This window comes from Bradyrhizobium australiense (genome assembly GCF_013114825.1).
Taxonomy (GTDB): domain Bacteria; phylum Pseudomonadota; class Alphaproteobacteria; order Rhizobiales; family Xanthobacteraceae; genus Bradyrhizobium; species Bradyrhizobium australiense.
The window spans coordinates 182,168-198,686 of the sequence record NZ_JAAVLX010000009.1 but is presented as its reverse complement, the minus strand read 5'-3'; the positions used below and the strand labels follow the sequence as shown (position 1 = coordinate 198,686).

Here is a 16,519-nt window from a genome sequence, read left to right as displayed (position 1 = left end):
CGCGGTTGCGGAACGCCGATGAACAAAACGCCTCCGTTCCGGGTTGCGGAACGGAGGCGCAGGCAGCTTCAGCAGGAAATCTTAGAAGTGGTAGTTCACGCCGACCTGAACGCTGTTCAGGTTGAGTGTTCCGCTCGGAAGAGGAGCGATGCCTGCGAAGTAGGTCTGGCCTTCGAAGCTGCGATAGAGGTACTCGGCTTTGACCGAACCATTTCGGTGCGAACATCACCTCGACGCCGGCACCGAGAGTCCAGCCGGAGTGGATCTTGCTGTCCGACACGCTCAAACCGAGCCCCGATATCGTCACGCGATTGTCGGCCCACGCATAGCCGCCGGTGCCGTAGACGAGGACTTGGTCGAAGGCGTAGCCGATGCGGCCACGAACGGTGCCCATCTCGCGAATCCGGGTCTCGAACGCGGCAAGCGCTGGGTTGCCCACAGTGAAGCCGACATCCGCTCAGGCGGCATCGACCTCGACGCCGAGCACAAGGTTGCCGGTCTGCCAGTCGTAGCCGAGCGTACCGCCGGCGAAGCCGCCGCTGACCTCGCCCGCGCCCAGGGACGAAGAGTTTTGTTGGGCATAGCCGCCCATCGCACCGATGTAGAAGCCGGTCCAATTATTGATCGCAATCGCTGCGGCGGGCGCCTTGGTATAGGGGCTGGCAGCAAGATCGGCGGCCATCGCGGGCGCCATCCCAAGCGCGATCAGGCCTGTGGTGGTCAGCAGGGTCTTCTCCACGTTTTTTCCTTTCGCGGCTCTCCAACCTAACTTTCCTCAGCCGTCAATTTGAGGTTGTTTTGGCATATAGCGCGAAAGTTCCCGCGAAATGCTGTCGCGGAAATATCGCATCTGGGTCAAAAGCGTGGAGAATACAACCATGGCGGGCAGCGGTTGCGCCCGGCTACAACCAAAAAAGGCGCGCGGCCGGCCGCGGTGGTTGAAAGCGACGATCAGTATCTGGCGATCACCGGGCCGCCGAACTTTAGCTGATGCACGGTGTGACCATGTCGACATCCCAGCAAAAAGGCCGGCGTAAAGCCGGCCTTTCCGTAGTCCCGCGCTGGCGTCGCGATCAGTACTTCGCGATGACCGGGCCACCCCAGCGGTAGTTGACGCGGACGGTGACGAGATCGACGTCCTGGCGGATGCGATCGGCGGCAAAGAACGCGCCAGTGACTGGCGAGGTGAAGGTGTAGGTGCGGTCCTGCATGAACAGGTGATTGTATTCGACGCCGGCCGACCAGTTCGGAGCGAAGCCGAATTCGATGCCCGCGCCGACGCTGGCGCCCCAGCGGGTATCATCGCCAGTGGTGCCAGTGACGATGCCAGTGGGAATATCGCGGATGCGGAAGCGGTCCGCGGTGACGGCCGCACCACCCTTGACGTAGAACAGAACGTTGTTGGCTGCGTAACCGATCTGACCGGTGATCAGGCCGAAGGCATCGATCCGCGACTCGTTCCGGGAGCCGAGGAACAGCGTGCTTGCGTTGCTGCCCCTCAGATCCGCCCAGTTACCCTGGCCTTCGAGACCGAACACCCAGGTGCCGGTCTGCCAGCGATAGCCGAGCTGACCACCGGCCACCCCACCGGTCGCGTCATGACAACCCTCAGGGCCAAGCAGCAGAGCCGGTGCCACCGAATCCCAGCACTTGTGGCTCGAACCCCAGCCGCCGTTGGCGCCGATGTAGAAGCCGGTCCAATCGTACACGGCGGCAATCGCGGGCGGCGGCGCCTTGGTGTAGGGACGCGCAGCGAGGTCGGCGGCCGCCGCAGGCGCGGCAAATGCAATGAGAGCAACTGTAGCTAACAGATACTTCTTCATGGTCTATCCCCAGTTCTAATCCGCTTCCGCTGGTCCTGAAGCGTTGTTGGTGACGCGAGCGCCCGCGCCGCTGTGCAATTTCTATAGCGTGACTCGCGGGAAAATTGCGTCTCCGAATTGCAACAGTCGCGAACGAAGTATGTGGAACCAAGCTAATGATTTGCTTAACATATTCACGATTTCAGGTGGAACTTTCGGGTTCCGTTTCGTCTTTTTCGGGTTCCATTTTGTTCCGACGAACTCCTCCGCTGGTTGAGCGGGTGGACGGGAATAGATCAATGATCAATAACGGGAACAAAGCTGGAACGCTTGCCCCAGGGATGCTATATGTGGATAACCGCTGACTTGCCGAGGGATCGCCAAGTCAGCGGGGCCTGCGAGCGTATAGGGTCCGTTCGGATGTCCGGGAGCGGACGCGGAAAACGGACAAGCGACAGGTCAAGAATTGAAGACGGCCGGCACGGAAGCGGGCCGGACCAGTGATTCTTGCCGGCGATATTGAGTGGAGAGCGGCGATGGCGGGAAGCGTGAACAAGGTGATTCTAGTCGGCAACCTCGGCAAGGATCCTGAAATCCGGCGCACACAGGACGGGCGACCGATTGCCAATCTGAGCATCGCGACCTCGGAGACCTGGCGCGACAAGGCCACCGGCGAGCGCAAGGAAAAGACCGAGTGGCACCGCGTCGTGATCTTCAATGAGGGACTCTGCAAGGTCGCCGAGCAGTATCTGAAGAAGGGCGCCAAGGTTTACATCGAGGGGCAGTTGCAGACGCGCAAGTGGACCGACCAGAGCGGGGTCGACAAATACTCGACCGAAGTCGTGCTGCAGGGTTTTAACTCGAACCTGACCATGCTCGACGGCCGCGGCGGGGGCGGCGGCTTCGGCTCCGACGAGTCAGGCGATTTCGGCTCCAGCGGTCCGGCCAGTTCCGCGCCACGGCGGGCGGTCGCGGCCGGCAGCCGCAACAGCGACATGGACGACGACATTCCCTTCTGAGCGAGGCGTTCGGCCGGCGCATTGGCCCAGCAAGAAATCCGCTTGCGAGAAGGGGCGTTTACGCCTGCTTTACGACTAATGTGCCGCGGCAAGGATCCGCTGTATTCGGCTGAAAACCTGTCTGCAGGCGCGCTGCGATCCGAGCCTGCGGTCGGTTCGCCCAGCCGTCATGTGATTTACATGAGGTGTTTCACTTAAGCTGCTCCTAAACTCGAACCTAAACCGGATCTGGAGCCCACCATATGAGCTTGGCACCGCTGCTGGAGGCCCCCGGGACGATCCCGCTGCATGCCTTCGCGGCCATGGCGGCGTTCGCGCTCGGCATTGTGCAATTCGCGGCACCGAAGGGAACCCTGCCGCACCGGACCATCGGCTGGATCTGGGTCGCGCTGATGGCTGCGGTCGCAATCAGCTCGCTCTGGATCAACGAGATCCGGATGATCGGGCTGTTCAGCCCGATCCACCTGCTGTCGATCCTCGTGCCGGTCATGCTGGCGCTCGCGGTGCTGCATGCCCGCCGGCACAATGTCAGCGGTCATCGCAAGGCCATGGCGTCGATCTTCTTCGGCGCGCTCGTCGTCGCCGGCTTGTTCACCTTCCTGCCGGGACGGATCATGCATGCGGTGGTTTTCGGCCAGTAGGCCGACCGTGGGAGCACAGTTTTACGTTATCTTTCCTGCCTTGAAATGGTGGTTCCGGCAGGGCTCGCGAAAGCTGTCTCCGATCCCGGTAAGTCCATGAAAAAACGAGCGGAAAAACGACCTCGTTAGCGCGCTTCGGGGTGGTGATTCGAGCTTCGATGCGCTATATGATTCTTAGCTGAGAACTGACTGGATTCCCCTTTGTCCGACAACGAAGACGACAAGCCCGGCGAGCCGCCGGAGCACTCCGATATCCGTCCCGTTTCCATCCTCGATGAGATGAAACGCTCCTACCTCGATTACGCCATGAGCGTGATCGTGGCGCGGGCGCTGCCGGATGCGCGCGACGGGTTGAAGCCCGTGCATCGCCGCATTCTGTATTCGATGTACGAGCAGGGGCACACGCCCGACAAGAAGTACGTCAAATCTGCCCGCGTCGTTGGTGACGTGATCGGTAAGTATCACCCGCACGGCGACCAGTCGATTTACGACGCGATGGTGCGGATGGCGCAGGATTTCTCCATGCGCGTGCCGCTGATCGACGGTCAGGGCAATTTCGGCTCGGTCGATGGCGATCCGCCCGCGGCCTATCGATATACCGAAGCCCGTCTGACCCGATCGGCGCTTGAGGTTCTCGGCGATATCGACAAGGACACTGTCGATTTCCAGCCGAACTACGACAGTTCCGAGAAGGAGCCGTCGGTTCTGCCGGCCAAGTTCCCGAACCTGCTGGTCAACGGCGCCGGCGGCATCGCGGTCGGCATGGCGACAAACATCCCGCCGCACAATCTGGGCGAAGTCATCGACGCCTGCGTGGCGCTGATCGACAATCCTGCGCTCGGCATCGACGATCTCATCAACATCATTCCGGGACCGGACTTTCCAACCGGTGGCATCATTCTCGGCCGCCAGGGCATCCGCTCGGCCTACCACCTCGGCCGCGGCTCGATCGTGATGCGCGGCAAGGTCACGATCGACACCATCCGCAAGGATCGCGAAGCGATCATCATCACCGAAATTCCCTATCAGATAAACAAGGCCACCATGGTCGAGCGCATCGCCGAACTGGTGCGCGAAAAGAAGATCGAAGGTGTCGCCGACCTGCGCGATGAATCCGACCGCGACGGCTTCCGTGTCGTCGTCGAGTTGAAGCGCGAGGCGATGGCCGATGTCGTGCTGAATCAGCTCTATCGCTTCACGCCGCTGCAATCGAATTTCCCGGCAAATATGCTGGCGCTGGATAACGGCCGCCCGCAGACGATGAACCTAAGGGATCTGCTGACGCTGTTCATCGCGTTCCGCGAGCAGGTGGTCACCCGTCGGACCAAGTTCCTGCTCAGCAAGGCCCGCGACCGCGCCCACATCCTGGTCGGCCTTGCAATCGCCGTTGCCAATATCGACGAGATCATTCGCGTCATCAGAACTTCGCCCGATCCGAACACCGCGCGCGACACGTTGATGTCGCGCGACTGGCCGGCCAAGGATGTCGAAGCGATGATCACGCTGATCGACGATCCCCGCCACCGGATGGCGCCGGACGGCACCGCACGGCTGTCGCTGGAGCAGGCCAAGGCCATTCTGGACTTGCGCCTGCAGCGGCTGACGGCGCTCGGCCGCGAGGAGATTTCCGAAGAGCTCGACAAGCTCGCGGTGGAAATCGCCGACTATCTCGAGATCCTGCGCTCGCGGGCGCGCGTGCAGGCGATCATCAAGACCGAACTGGCCGAGGTGAAGAACAAATTCGCTACCCCACGGAAAACCGTGATCGTCGAACAGGAAGGCGAGGTCGAGGACGAGGACCTGATCCAGCGCGAGGATATGGTGGTCACGGTCTCGCACGCCGGTTACGTCAAGCGCGTGCCGCTCTCGACCTATCGGGCGCAGCGGCGCGGCGGCAAGGGCCGCGCCGGCATGCAGACCCGCGACGAGGATTTCGTCAGCCGGCTGTTCGTGGCTTCGACCCACACGCCGGTGCTGTTCTTCTCCTCGCGCGGCCAGGTCTACAAGGAAAAGGTCTGGCGGTTGCCGGTGGCGGCGCCCAACGCGCGCGGCAAGGCGCTGATCAACATCCTGCCGCTGGAGCAGGGCGAGCGCATTACCACCATCATGCCGCTGCCGGAGGACGAATCCTCCTGGGGCAATCTCGACGTGATGTTCGCCACCACCGGCGGCACCGTCCGCCGCAACAAGCTGTCCGACTTCGTCGATGTCCGCCGCTCCGGCATCATCGCCATGAAGCTCGGGGAGGGTGAATCGATCGTCGACGTACAGATCTGCACCGAGCGTGACGACGTGCTGCTGACCGCGGCCGGCGGCCAGTGCATCCGCTTCCCCGTCACGGATGTGCGCGTCTTCACGGGGCGCACCTCGATGGGCGTGCGCGGCATCGCGCTGGCGGAGGGCGACAAACTGATCTCGCTGGCGATCCTGCGCCATGTCGAGACCACCTCGGACGAACGGTCGGCCTATCTGAAGATGCGCCGCGCGGTCGCCGGCGAAACCGCGCTTGAAGAGCCTGTTGATGCCGAGGGCGAGGAGACCTCGGGTTCGCTCCAGCTCTCGCAGGAGCGCTACGCCGAAATGTCGGCGCAGGAGCAGGTCGTGCTGACGGTCTCCGTCAACGGCTACGGCAAGCGCACCTCGTCCTATGAATACCGCACCACCGGCCGCGGCGGCAAAGGCATCGTGGCGATGAGCGTCAACAACCGCAACGGCAAGCTGGTGGCGTCATTCCCGGTGGAGCACAGCGATCAGATCATGCTGGTCACCGACAACGGCCAGCTCATCCGCTGCCCGGTCGAGGACATCCGCATCGCCGGCCGCTCGACGCAAGGCGTCATCGTGTTCGATACGGCCGAGGACGAGCACGTGGTGTCGGTCGAGCATATCTCGGAAGACGAGAACGGCGTCAACGGGAACGGCGGCTAGCGCCTCCACCGTCATTCCGGGGGCATCGCGAACGCGATGAGCCCGGAATCCATACCGCCATTTGCGTTTGCAGCGCGATGGATTCCGGGCCTGCGTGCTGCGCACGCATCCCGGAATGACAAGGTGCGTGGTCCGGATGAGCTGGACACTCGCCCCGGCGCGCCGGTCATGGCTCCCGCTCACGGTAAACCAGCCATTAACTATGGATTGATACTATTTGCTGTGTCCGGGTGGTGACCGTCCGGCCAAACGGGAGCGGATATCATGCCCGTCGAGATGCTGACGTATGCCGATCTGGGCGAACGGCTCAAGATTTCCCCAGAAGCTGCCCGCGCTCTGGTGAAACGACACCGATGGCCGCGCTCCCGCTCCAACGACGGCAAGACGCTTGTCCAGGTCGATCTCAGCGAATTCAGCCATTCCCCAATATCCCGTCAGCCGCAAACGCAGGGCGGTCACCAGGTGGTCACCGCCTTAAAGCAAAAAATCGAGACCTTGCAGACTGAGCTGGCCGAGATGAAGGTGATTGCCAGCGGCCACCGGGCCGACTTCGAAAGAGAATGCGAACGCACCAACAAGCTCTTGGCCGAACTGCTCAAAGTCAGCACGGAAAGCGTGGGAGCCCGGGAAAGGGCGGCTCTGCTCGAAGGCAAGCTATCGATGCTGACGCAACCTTGGCGACGTCGGCTGGTCGACGCTTTCACTCTTGCCCTGCCACAAGTCGCCTCCAACCCTCGCGAGAGCGCCGCCCCCATCGCCCAGTCACCGAATTGAACCGACTTGCAACGTGCCGGGCTCGGTCGCGATTGGCACAAACTGCACATCAGACCGGGTCTGCCAGAAGCAATTATGGACAATGGGCAATGATCTGCTGGTTCGCGCCGCGATAGTTGTATTGGGAATGCTTCCAGAGTTCTCGTCGCTATCGCTGACACGCAGCCCGGGTGACGCGCTGCGTAAACCGGGATCAGCTATCCGGTGGTGAGACCCTTCCCGGATTGCGCTTCGTCCATCCGGGTACGCCACTGGATGATATAGCCGTCAGGTGTTGCGCGCGGCTCTCGTCGAGCCGATCGTTCCGCCGGCGCGGGCGACGTTTTCGACCACCAGCTTTTGGCCCAAGTCGTGCGAGAGGAATTCGGCATAGATGCGCGTGATCGCGTCGGTCGGCCCGCCGACGGCAAACGGCACGATGACGTTGATCGGCCAGTCCGGACAGTTCGCCTGGGCGCGCGGGATCGAGGGCAAGCAAAGCGCGCCATCCAAGCCGAAGGTAACCGCGCGGCGGATCAAGAGTGCGGGTCGCCACGAATCGATCCTCCCTGATGCTTATCGATCGTGCTTATCGCTGGTTTTGACGCGCGAGCACGCGGTCCACCATCGCCCCCGCGGTGCCGAGATAGTTCGATGGTTCGCACAAGGCGGCGAGCCGATCGCGCGGCAGGGCGGACGCGATGGCTGGGCGCCGCAGCAGGGCGTCGAGCAGCGCGTCACCGCAGTCGAACGCATCTCGGCAGGCGGCATAAACCTCGTCATGGGCAAGCTGACGCCCGAGCGCCGGCGCAAGCCCCATCATGACTGCTTCGGCGACGATCAGCCCGCGCGTGGCATGGAGGTTTCGCTTCATCGCCTCGGGATCGACGGTCAGGCCGGACAGCATGAATTGCGCCTGCGCCAGCGATCCGGCCGTCAGAAGACAGACCTGGGGCATGGCAAGCCATTCGCAGTGCCACGGCCCGGTGGCGCGCTCGAGATCCTGAACCATGGCATCTAACATCAGCGAAGCGGCGTCGCGGGACGCCTTCGCGTTCGCCAGCAGAATTTCCGACGAGATCGGGTTGCGCTTCTGCGGCATGGTCGAGGATGCGCCGCGATGCGAAGAGAACGGTTCGAACACCTCGCCGATCTCGGTCGCCATCAGGATCATGACGTCATAGCCGATCTTGCCGAGCGCGCCGCAGATCACGGCCAGCGTCTGCACCAGTTCGACCAGCCCGTCGCGCGCGACATGCCAGGTGATGTCGGGTTCGGCGAGGCCGAGCACGCGCGCGTAAGCCGCACGGACGTCCAGTCCGCGCTCGCCGAGTGACGCCAGCGTTCCCGCCGCGCCGCCGAGCTGCGCCTGAAGCGCGCGTGGCTTGGCCTGTTCGAGCCGTTCGGCCGAGCGCTGCAGCGCCGAGAGCCAGATCGCAACCTTGTGCCCGAACGTGATCGGCAGCGCCTGCTGCAGATGGGTTCGGCCGGCCATCGGCGTATCGCGGTGGAGGCGGGCGAGATTGGCGAGCGTAGCCATGACCTCGGCGAGCTGGGTTTCGATCAGCGCAACGGCTTCGCGCAGTTGCAGCACGGTCGCCGTATCCATGATGTCTTGGGTGGTGGCCCCCCAGTGCAAATAGCGGCCGGCTTCGCCCAATTGCTCCGATAGCTGGCGGACCAGGCCGACAATCGGGTAGCCGACATTTTCGGTATCGCGCTTCAACTGCTGGATATCGAGCGCGATCGCTGGCGCCTGCCGCGTGATCGCTTCGGCCGCCTCGCGCGGAATCATGCCGGTCTCGCCTTGCGCGGTGGCAAGCGCCACCTCGGCCTGCACATAGGCCTTGAGCTGCGCCTCGTCGGAAAATGCCGCCCGCATGGCCGGCGTGGAGAAAACGTCGCGATAGAGGGCGCTGTCGAATATCGTGCTGGCCACGCGCTTGCTTCACTCCCGTTTGATGCGGCAGACGTACGCCCGGCGCGACCTTCCGGCAAGACGGGCCGCGCGAGTGATGCAGGCAGTAGCGCCCACCGCTCGGCGAGAAACGCAAACGGCGAGTAGGGAGGCATCCCTACTCGCCAATACTGCGGTCCCTTGGAGGTCGGAACGGAACTTGACCCTTACGGGGTACGGTCAGCGGTAACCAGGCGGGCTTCCTTCACCATCGACCTGGAGCCGGCGGTGCGCAGGCAGGAAGCTTCGAAATTTGGCCAGGCCTGCTGCGAGCAATCCTTGCCGACGGTGCGGATGTCCAGACGGTCACCCTTGGCAAGCGCCTGCGGCACGCTGGCTTCGACCTGAGGGGCAAAGCCGGGCAATATGGTCAGCGCGGCGGCAATGAAAGCGGCAGCAGCGATGGCGGAAAAAGCCTTGATCATGACGGTCCCCTGTCATGGGCCTTGGCGGCCCGTCGTTTCGTTGGGAGACTTGTAATGGGCGCAAGTTTCCGGCCGTCTTCGCCGCCGCCAAAAATGGTTTCGTCGCGGCTGAGTTTTGTTTCGTCGGCCAGTGACGGACGAAACATTGCCGGTCCACCCAGCGAGACACCGGGCCCCAAAACTGGTTCATTGGCCGATCCCAATAAAAAGCCGCACCAGGGGGAACCGGGCCCGGCTTGCCGGACCGCCCGGGGCGGGGTAGGAGGGCATATGTCCCGTATCGCGCTCTATCCCGGTTCATTCGATCCCATCACCAACGGCCATCTGGACGTGCTGCGGCACGCCGTGACGCTGTGCGACCGCCTGATTGTCGCTATCGGCGTCCATTCCGGCAAAAAGCCGCTGTTTTCGACCGAGGAGCGGCTCGACATGGTTCGGGCGGTATGTGAGCCGATTGCGCAAAAGGCCGGCTGCGCTTTCGACTGCACCACCTACGACAACCTCACCGTAGCTGCGGCGCGGCAGGTCGGCGCCACCATCATGATTCGCGGCCTTCGCGACGGAACCGATATGGACTACGAAATGCAGCTTGCCGGCATGAACGAGGTCATGGCGCCAGAGGTGCACACCGTATTCGTCCCGGCGTCGCCCGCGGTCCGCCCGATCACCGCCACGCTGGTGCGCCAGATCGCCGCCATGGGCGGCGACTTCTCCGCCTTCGTGCCGCCCCAGATTGCCGCGAGCCTGAAGGCCAAGTTCGCGGGTTAACGCGCTCGTACGCGCTTTCCTGTTTTCACATGCGTGGAGCCTACATGATCCGAATTCTCGCACTCGTCGCCGCGCTCGTCTGCGCGGTTCCCGCAATCGCCCAGCCGCTGCCGGCCAATCTCGACAAGACGAATGCGATCGTGATCGACACCACCAAGGGCCGCATCGTGATCAAGCTGCGGACCGACATTGCGCCCCAGCATGCCGAGCGCATTAAGCTCTTGGCGCGCGAGGGCTACTACAACAACGTGCCGTTCCATCGCGTGATCGAGGGATTCATGGCGCAGACCGGCGACGGCAAGAACTTTAACGGCACCGGCGGTTCGAAATATCCGAACCTTCCGGCCGAATTCTCCAACGTGCCGTACAAGCGCGGCGTCGTCGGAATGGCGCGAACGAGCGATCCCAACTCGGCGAATTCGCAGTTCTTCATCATGTTCGCGGAAGGCGCGTCGCTGAACGGAAAGTACACCGTGATCGGCGAAGTCGTGTCGGGCATGGACGTGGTCGACAAGATCAAGCGCGGCGAACCAGTCGTCGATCCCGACAAGATGGTGAAGGTGCAAGTCGCATCCGACATTAAGTGAGGCCATGACAGCGGGCCGCAGCAAGCCATTCGTCTGGTTTGCCGCTGCTCTCGTGTGGCTCGCATCGGGTGCGCATGCGCAGGCTCAGCCGCAGCAACTCGACACCATCAAGGATGTCTTTGCCAAACTGTATTCCTGCTGGCGGCCGCCGCCTTACTCGCGCGCCAACCCGATGGACATCACGGTCGTCGTCAGCTTCAACCGGGAAGGCGCCATTCTGGGCCAACCCAGGATCACCTATGAATCGGAACGCGCCAACGATAACGACCGGATCGCGTACCGGATTGCCGTGATGGAGACATTGCAACGCTGCACGCCGTTGCCATTTACCGAGGGACTGGGCGGTGCGGTCGCCGGCCGGCCTTTCGCGGTCCTTTTTAGAACCCGCAAACGTCCACCCAAACCGGAAGAGAAAAGAGCATGGCTGATACAGAAAATACTTTGATCCTTGAAACCACCCAGGGCCCCGTCACCATCGAAATGCGTCCCGATCTCGCGCCGGGCCATGTCGCCCGGATCAAGGAACTTGTGCGTGAGGGATTTTACGACGGCATCGTGTTCCATCGCGTCATCGAGGGCTTCATGGCGCAGACCGGCTGCCCACAGGGTACGGGTATGGGCGGCTCCGGCAAGAAGCTGAAGGCCGAATTCAACAAGGAACCGCATGTGCGCGGCACCGCGTCGATGGCCCGCGCCGCGAGCCCGGATTCCGGTGACAGCCAGTTCTTCATCTGCTTCGACGACGCCTCTTTCCTCAACGGCCAGTACACCGTCTGGGGCAAGGTCACCTCGGGCATGGAGAATGTCGACAGGATCAAGCGCGGCGAGCCGGTGCAGAACCCGGACAAGATCGTGAAAGCGCGCATGGCGCTGGACGCGGCTTGATTCAACTATCATTCCGGAAGCCGCGCGACGCGCGGCAATCCGGAATCTCGAGATTCCCCGATGCGCAATTGCGCATCTGAGGTTCACGCTTCGCGTGCCCCGTAATGCCAAGTGAGGCGCAGGCGCGCCATGCGCACCGATCTCTTCGATTTCGAACTTCCCGCCACGAGCATCGCGCTACGGCCCGCAAGCCCGCGCGATGCTGCGCGGATGCTGGTGGTGCAACCCGACGGGGTGCTGCGCGATCGCACCGTCGCCGAGCTGCCGCAATGGCTGGAGCCGGGCGATCAACTCGTCGTCAACGACACCAAGGTAATTTCCGCCCAGCTCAAGGGCCGGCGCATCGGCCGCGAGACCGAGCCGAAGATCGAGGCAACCCTGATCAAGCGGCTGGACGGGTCGCGCTGGCGCGCGTTGGTCAAGCCGGCGAAGAAGCTCGCGCCCGGCGACATCGTTCGTTTCGGCAATGAAGGCAAGGTCTGCCTGCTCGGCCATCTCGATGCCGAGGTCGAGGCCAAGGGCGAAGAGGGCGAGATCACGCTGTCGTTTTCGTTTCATGGACCGGCGCTGGATCAGGCCATCGCCGATCTCGGCACGCCGCCGCTGCCGCCCTATATCGCCTCCAAGCGCACGCCCGACGATCGCGATGCCGCCGACTACCAGACCATGTTCGCCGCGAATGAGGGTGCCGTCGCGGCCCCAACGGCGGGATTGCATTTCACGCCCGAGCTCGAGGCAGCGCTACGCAGTCATGGCGTCGAACTGCATCTGATAACGCTGCATGTCGGGGCAGGGACCTTCCTGCCTGTGAAGGTCGAGGAAACTTCCGAGCACAAGATGCATGCCGAATGGGGATCGATCTCGGACGATACCGCGGCGGCACTGAATGCCGCGCGCGCCAAAGGCGGGCGCATCATAGCTGTCGGCACCACGTCGCTGCGGCTGTTGGAGAGCGCTGCCAGCGAAGACGGCACCGTTCAGCCGTTCGACGGCGAGACCTCGATCTTCATCACGCCGGGCTATCGCTTTCGCGCGGTCGATATCCTCATGACCAATTTCCACCTGCCGCGCTCGACGCTGTTCATGCTGGTGTCGGCGTTCTCCGGTCTCGATACGATGAAGCGCGCCTATGCGCATGCGATCGCAGCCGGCTACCGGTTCTATTCCTACGGCGATGCCTGTTTGCTGTTTCGTGCGCCGGATTGAGGCAAAGCCGGGCGTCTTCGCCTGAAAAAGAGGCCCGCCAATGGGGCGGGCAAAGGTTCAGGGAGGAAGCGCTCTGACAATGAAGCGCCAGCACCTATCTCTTCGATTCGGCTGTTGCCGCCAAGATCGTATAACTACCGTCTCTCGGCGCATCGGTGCGCGCTCAATAACAGGGGCCCTACATGACCTTTTCCGGCATTTTTGCGCGAATGGTCGCGCTGATCGGCGCCGGCGCGCTGCTGTGGCGCCGGTTACAGGGCGCAACGCACAAGCCAGCCTGGGGCAGCGCGCCGGCTATTCCGGCCGCGAAGCCGCAAGGCGCGATCCCGACGCTCAAGATGCCGACGGCGCAGGGCTGGAGCGACGGACAGACGCCGACCGCAGCGCCCGGGCTCAAGGTCAACGCGTTTGCGGCGGGCCTGGACCATCCGCGCTGGATCAACGTGCTGCCCAATGGCGACGTCCTCATTGCCGAGGCGACGCAGATCCCAGGTCCCATCAGGACCGTGTTTCATTATGCGATGCAAGCGACGATGCGGCGCGCCGCGGCGCTCGGCGTCAGCGCCAACCGCATCACGCTGTTGCGCGATCGTGACGGAGACGGTGTTGCGGAGGGCCGCGGGATTTTCATGGAGAGGTTGAGCCAGCCGTTCGGCATGGCGCTGGTGGGCGAGACCTTCTATGTCGGTAACACCGATGGCGTGGCGGCCTTTCCCTATGCCGCGGGCGCTGACCGCATCACGGCCGAAGGGCGGAAACTCGTCACGTTCAAGCCCGGCGGGCATTGGACCCGGAGTCTGCTGCCGAGCGCGGACGGCAAAAGGCTGTATGCGGGCGTTGGCTCGCTCAGCAACATCGCCGAGAGCGGCATGGAGGTCGAGCAAGGCCGTGGCGCGATCTATGAGCTCGATCTGGCTAATGGCACGAGCCGCATCTTTGCCAGCGGCCTGCGCAACCCCGTGGGTCTAGCCTGGGAGCCCACCACGGGCGTGCTTTGGACCGTCGTCAACGAACGCGACGGCCTCGGCGACGAGACGCCGCCAGACTACCTGACGTCGGTGCGCGACGGCGGTTTCTACGGCTGGCCCTATTGCTACTGGGGACAGACGGTGGACGACCGCGTGCCGCAGGATCCGGCCATGGTGGCGAGAGCGATTCAACCGGATTATGCGCTCGGCGGGCATACCGCCTCGCTCGGCCTGTGCTGGATGCCGTCAGGCACGCTGCCGGGCTTTCCGGACGGCATGGTGATCGGCCAGCACGGCTCCTGGAATCGCAGTACGCTGAGCGGCTACGCCGTCGTGTTCGTGCCATTCGAGAATGGGCAACCCTCGGGCCCAGCGCGGGACATTCTGACGGGGTTTCTCGCGCCGGATGAGAAGGTCTCGTACGGGCGGCCGGTTGGGGTGACGCTCGGTCCGGACCGCTCTCTCTTGGTGGCGGATGATGTCGGCAACGTTATCTGGCGCGTGACGGGTGCGTAGCTTCGTAGGATGGGCAAAGCGAAGCGTGCCCACCGCTACTTCTGTCAGACCTCATTCCTGAGGAGCCGCCAACGGGGCCGCGCTTCGCGCGGACCCGTTGGCGCCTCCTCACCATGAGGGATTAATGCCTGCTATAACTCGCAACCTCACGCCATCGCACGCTGCGGCAGCAATTCCGCGATCTGGATCGCATTCAACGCCGCGCCCTTCAGAAGCTGATCGGCCGACACGAACATCGAGATCGAGTGGCCGGAGGCGTCGCTGAGATCCTGGCGGATGCGGCCGACCAAAACGTCATCCTGGCCCGACGCATCGATCGGCATCGGAAAATAGTTCTTCGCGCGGTCGTCGACGATTCTAACGCCCGGCGCCTTCGACAGGATCGCGCGCACCTCGTGCTCGGTGATCGGCTTTTCGCATTCGAAGGTGATGGCCTCGCAATGGGCGCGCAGCACCGGCACGCGGACGCAGGTGACGCCGATGGCGATCTTGTCGTCCTCGAAGATCTTCCGGGTCTCCTTGATGACCTTGGTCTCTTCGTCGTTGTAGCCGGTTTCGGGATCGATCGCGGTGTTGTGGCTGAACAGGTTGAAGGCGTAGGGATGCTGGATCACCTTGGGGGCGAACGGCCGGCCATCGAGATAGGCGCGGGTCGATTCCACTAAGTCCTGCATCACGGCGGCACCACCGCCGCTCGCCGCCTGATAGGTCGAGAGGATGACGCGCGTGATGCGGTTGGCCTTGTGGATCGGCCACAGCGGCACCAGCGCCGTAATCGCCGAGCAGTTCGGAACGGCGATGATGCCCTTGTGCTCGCGGATGCGGCCCGCGTTGATTTCCGGGATCACCAGCGGAACGTTCGGGTCCATGCGGAAGGCCGAGGAATTGTCGATCACGACCGCACCGGCCTTGACGGCTGCGGGCGAGAACTTCCGGGAGATGCCGGCACCGGCCGAGAACAGCGCAATGTCGACGCCCTCGAACGACTTTTCGGTGAGCTCCTCGATGACGATCCGCTCGCCACGGAAGTCGATGGTCTTCCCGGCCGAACGGGCGCTGGCCAGCGCCTTGAGCCTGCGGACCGGGAAGGCGCGCCTGTCCATGGTGGCGATGAATTCGGCGCCGACCGCGCCGGTTACACCGGCAATGGCTACAACGGGTTCGTGGTTCACGGGTCTGTCCTCTGGTTTAAGCATATGCTTGCGGGCAATAAAAAAGCCCCGGTCCTTTTCAGGCGGGGCTTCGGTTTAGATGATGCGGTCGTTCGACTACGCGCGCACGGCTCCCGAGCCCCCGGAGGGTGCTTTGGTTTTCGCGGTCGCTTTGGTCGAAGTCGTCATGGCGCGGACTTATGCGGCAGCTTGGCGCCGCCGTCAACGGCTTTTGCCTCATCCGGGCTGCAACGGGTACAGACGAGCCCCGTCATCACCGCTTTGGGGCGTCAGGAGGCTCGAGGATCACCTGCTTCAGGTCGTTGCCACTCATGACGATGATCGCGAAATTCAGCCGGCCGCGTTCGCGGATCAGAGCGCCGCTGATTGCCTTGCGCGACGCCGCGTGCTCGGCGACGCGAACGGCATCTGCCAAACGGTGCCGGATCGTTTTGAGTGCAACGAGGTTGCTGCGGTCCTCGGCATCGAACTCCTGCAAGCGCAGGGCGGCTTCGCCGCCGACGATCTTGCCGGTCGCGGCATCGATGGCGTGTTGCCAGATGCGGTCGTTGTGAAGGGTCTTTATCCGGTAGACCGGAGAATCCGGCGCGCCGTCGAAGCTGACATCGGCGGTCGTCGCACGGCATGCAGGGCTTCGGCGATGGCCATCGCCTGCGTCAGTGAGACCGCCGACCCGCGGAAAAGCGCGAGCTCGCGGCTGACCGCCTGCTGATCGGACACGGCGCTATCGCCGGCCTCATTGCGGAGCGAGGCTGGCTCACCGGACGACGACGCGATGGCATAGACCGGGGCAGGGAGAATAATCGCCATCACGACCGCAGCGAGCCACTGCCTCCAACAGGGCGTGCGCATGTTGCTATCTCCATCCTTGAGGCTGTCTCTGCCGGCGGAC

The 16,519-nt window shown here is 63.3% G+C and carries 16 protein-coding genes and 1 pseudogene; 11 read left to right on the top strand and 6 right to left on the bottom strand.

The window, feature by feature from the left end; genetic code table 11:
• Positions 1-81 precede the first annotated feature (81 nt).
• Together HCN58_RS26820 and HCN58_RS26815 are read right to left on the bottom strand one after the other, a co-directional pair.
• Positions 82-694 (bottom strand): annotated as a pseudogene (locus HCN58_RS26820) (outer membrane protein).
• Positions 695-1,073: 379 nt separating this feature from the next.
• Positions 1,074-1,823: an outer membrane protein gene (locus tag HCN58_RS26815; protein WP_171582362.1), complete on the bottom strand. Its 750-nt coding sequence runs from the start codon at positions 1,821-1,823 to the stop codon at positions 1,074-1,076.
• 515 nt (positions 1,824-2,338) lie between these two features.
• Here HCN58_RS26815 and HCN58_RS26810 point away from each other — a divergent pair.
• The 4 genes from HCN58_RS26810 to HCN58_RS26795 all read left to right on the top strand — a co-directional run bounded on the left by HCN58_RS26810 (position 2,339) and on the right by HCN58_RS26795 (position 7,164).
• Complete coding sequence (locus HCN58_RS26810) at positions 2,339-2,821, top strand: single-stranded DNA-binding protein (RefSeq protein WP_171582361.1); 483 nt, start codon at positions 2,339-2,341, stop codon at positions 2,819-2,821.
• A gap of 242 nt (positions 2,822-3,063) precedes the next feature.
• Positions 3,064-3,462 carry a DUF2306 domain-containing protein gene (locus HCN58_RS26805; RefSeq protein WP_171582360.1) on the top strand — a complete coding sequence of 133 codons (399 nt, stop codon included), beginning with the start codon at positions 3,064-3,066 and terminating at the stop codon, positions 3,460-3,462.
• A gap of 201 nt (positions 3,463-3,663) precedes the next feature.
• Positions 3,664-6,390 (top strand): DNA gyrase subunit A, encoded by a 2,727-nt coding sequence (gene gyrA, locus HCN58_RS26800; RefSeq protein ID WP_171582359.1) that lies wholly within the window; start codon positions 3,664-3,666, stop codon positions 6,388-6,390.
• A gap of 264 nt (positions 6,391-6,654) precedes the next feature.
• Positions 6,655-7,164 (top strand): hypothetical protein, encoded by a 510-nt coding sequence (locus HCN58_RS26795; RefSeq protein WP_171582358.1) that lies wholly within the window; start codon positions 6,655-6,657, stop codon positions 7,162-7,164.
• 267 nt (positions 7,165-7,431) lie between these two features.
• Here the strand turns inward: HCN58_RS26795 and HCN58_RS26790 are convergent, their stop codons facing one another.
• The 3 genes from HCN58_RS26790 to HCN58_RS26780 form a co-directional block, all read right to left on the bottom strand.
• Positions 7,432-7,683: a type 2 periplasmic-binding domain-containing protein gene (locus tag HCN58_RS26790; RefSeq protein WP_235983919.1), complete on the bottom strand. Its 252-nt coding sequence runs from the start codon at positions 7,681-7,683 to the stop codon at positions 7,432-7,434.
• A 49-nt stretch (positions 7,684-7,732) separates the two neighbouring features.
• Entirely contained in the window at positions 7,733-9,082 is a 1,350-nt protein-coding gene (gene pcaB / locus HCN58_RS26785) for a 3-carboxy-cis,cis-muconate cycloisomerase (protein ID WP_171582357.1), read from the bottom strand.
• Positions 9,083-9,267: 185 nt separating this feature from the next.
• On the bottom strand, positions 9,268-9,525 hold the full coding sequence (locus HCN58_RS26780; protein ID WP_171582356.1) for a hypothetical protein: 258 nt from the start codon (positions 9,523-9,525) through the stop codon (positions 9,268-9,270).
• Between the two features lie 270 nt (positions 9,526-9,795).
• Here HCN58_RS26780 and coaD point away from each other — a divergent pair, with 270 nt between their 5' ends.
• The 6 genes from coaD to HCN58_RS26750 all read left to right on the top strand — a co-directional run bounded on the left by coaD (position 9,796) and on the right by HCN58_RS26750 (position 14,455).
• Positions 9,796-10,293, top strand: a complete 498-nt coding sequence (gene coaD, locus HCN58_RS26775) for a pantetheine-phosphate adenylyltransferase (protein ID WP_171582355.1) — start codon at positions 9,796-9,798, stop codon at positions 10,291-10,293.
• Between the two features lie 44 nt (positions 10,294-10,337).
• Positions 10,338-10,880 carry a peptidylprolyl isomerase gene (locus HCN58_RS26770; protein WP_171582354.1) on the top strand — a complete coding sequence of 181 codons (543 nt, stop codon included), beginning with the start codon at positions 10,338-10,340 and terminating at the stop codon, positions 10,878-10,880.
• A 4-nt stretch (positions 10,881-10,884) separates the two neighbouring features.
• Positions 10,885-11,325, top strand: a complete 441-nt coding sequence (locus tag HCN58_RS26765; RefSeq protein ID WP_171582353.1) for a UCP034077 family protein — start codon at positions 10,885-10,887, stop codon at positions 11,323-11,325.
• Complete coding sequence (locus HCN58_RS26760) at positions 11,301-11,765, top strand: peptidylprolyl isomerase (RefSeq protein WP_171582352.1); 465 nt, start codon at positions 11,301-11,303, stop codon at positions 11,763-11,765. The genes HCN58_RS26765 and HCN58_RS26760 overlap by 25 nt, the downstream gene beginning before the upstream one ends.
• A 129-nt stretch (positions 11,766-11,894) precedes the next feature.
• Positions 11,895-12,971: a tRNA preQ1(34) S-adenosylmethionine ribosyltransferase-isomerase QueA gene (gene queA / locus HCN58_RS26755; protein ID WP_171582351.1), complete on the top strand. Its 1,077-nt coding sequence runs from the start codon at positions 11,895-11,897 to the stop codon at positions 12,969-12,971.
• A 182-nt stretch (positions 12,972-13,153) separates the two neighbouring features.
• On the top strand, positions 13,154-14,455 hold the full coding sequence (locus HCN58_RS26750) for a PQQ-dependent sugar dehydrogenase (RefSeq protein ID WP_171582350.1): 1,302 nt from the start codon (positions 13,154-13,156) through the stop codon (positions 14,453-14,455).
• 146 nt (positions 14,456-14,601) lie between these two features.
• Here the strand turns inward: HCN58_RS26750 and HCN58_RS26745 are convergent, their stop codons facing one another.
• Entirely contained in the window at positions 14,602-15,651 is a 1,050-nt protein-coding gene (locus HCN58_RS26745; protein ID WP_171582349.1) for an aspartate-semialdehyde dehydrogenase, read from the bottom strand.
• Between the two features lie 58 nt (positions 15,652-15,709).
• On the opposite strand from HCN58_RS26745, the gene HCN58_RS26740 reads away from it, so the two are divergent.
• A complete protein-coding gene (locus tag HCN58_RS26740) occupies positions 15,710-16,339 on the top strand; it encodes a hypothetical protein (RefSeq protein WP_171582204.1) in 630 nt (209 codons plus the stop codon).
• The last annotated feature ends 180 nt before the right edge of the window (positions 16,340-16,519 follow it).

Excerpts from the sequence above, each read along its gene's own strand:
- HCN58_RS26770 (WP_171582354.1), top strand. The coding sequence starts at position 10,338 with ATGATCCGAATTCTCGCACTCGTCGCCGCGCTCGTCTGCGCGGTTCCC.
- HCN58_RS26765 (WP_171582353.1), top strand. The coding sequence starts at position 10,885 with ATGACAGCGGGCCGCAGCAAGCCATTCGTCTGGTTTGCCGCTGCTCTC.
- HCN58_RS26740 (WP_171582204.1), top strand. The coding sequence starts at position 15,710 with ATGCGGTCGTTCGACTACGCGCGCACGGCTCCCGAGCCCCCGGAGGGT.
- HCN58_RS26795 (WP_171582358.1), top strand. The coding sequence starts at position 6,655 with ATGCCCGTCGAGATGCTGACGTATGCCGATCTGGGCGAACGGCTCAAG.
- HCN58_RS26760 (WP_171582352.1), top strand. The coding sequence starts at position 11,301 with ATGGCTGATACAGAAAATACTTTGATCCTTGAAACCACCCAGGGCCCC.
- HCN58_RS26780 (WP_171582356.1), bottom strand. The coding sequence starts at position 9,525 with ATGATCAAGGCTTTTTCCGCCATCGCTGCTGCCGCTTTCATTGCCGCC.
- HCN58_RS26750 (WP_171582350.1), top strand. The coding sequence starts at position 13,154 with ATGACCTTTTCCGGCATTTTTGCGCGAATGGTCGCGCTGATCGGCGCC.
- HCN58_RS26805 (WP_171582360.1), top strand. The coding sequence starts at position 3,064 with ATGAGCTTGGCACCGCTGCTGGAGGCCCCCGGGACGATCCCGCTGCAT.
- coaD (WP_171582355.1), top strand. The coding sequence starts at position 9,796 with ATGTCCCGTATCGCGCTCTATCCCGGTTCATTCGATCCCATCACCAAC.
- HCN58_RS26745 (WP_171582349.1), bottom strand. The coding sequence starts at position 15,651 with ATGCTTAAACCAGAGGACAGACCCGTGAACCACGAACCCGTTGTAGCC.
- HCN58_RS26815 (WP_171582362.1), bottom strand. The coding sequence starts at position 1,823 with ATGAAGAAGTATCTGTTAGCTACAGTTGCTCTCATTGCATTTGCCGCG.
- HCN58_RS26810 (WP_171582361.1), top strand. The coding sequence starts at position 2,339 with ATGGCGGGAAGCGTGAACAAGGTGATTCTAGTCGGCAACCTCGGCAAG.
- queA (WP_171582351.1), top strand. The coding sequence starts at position 11,895 with ATGCGCACCGATCTCTTCGATTTCGAACTTCCCGCCACGAGCATCGCG.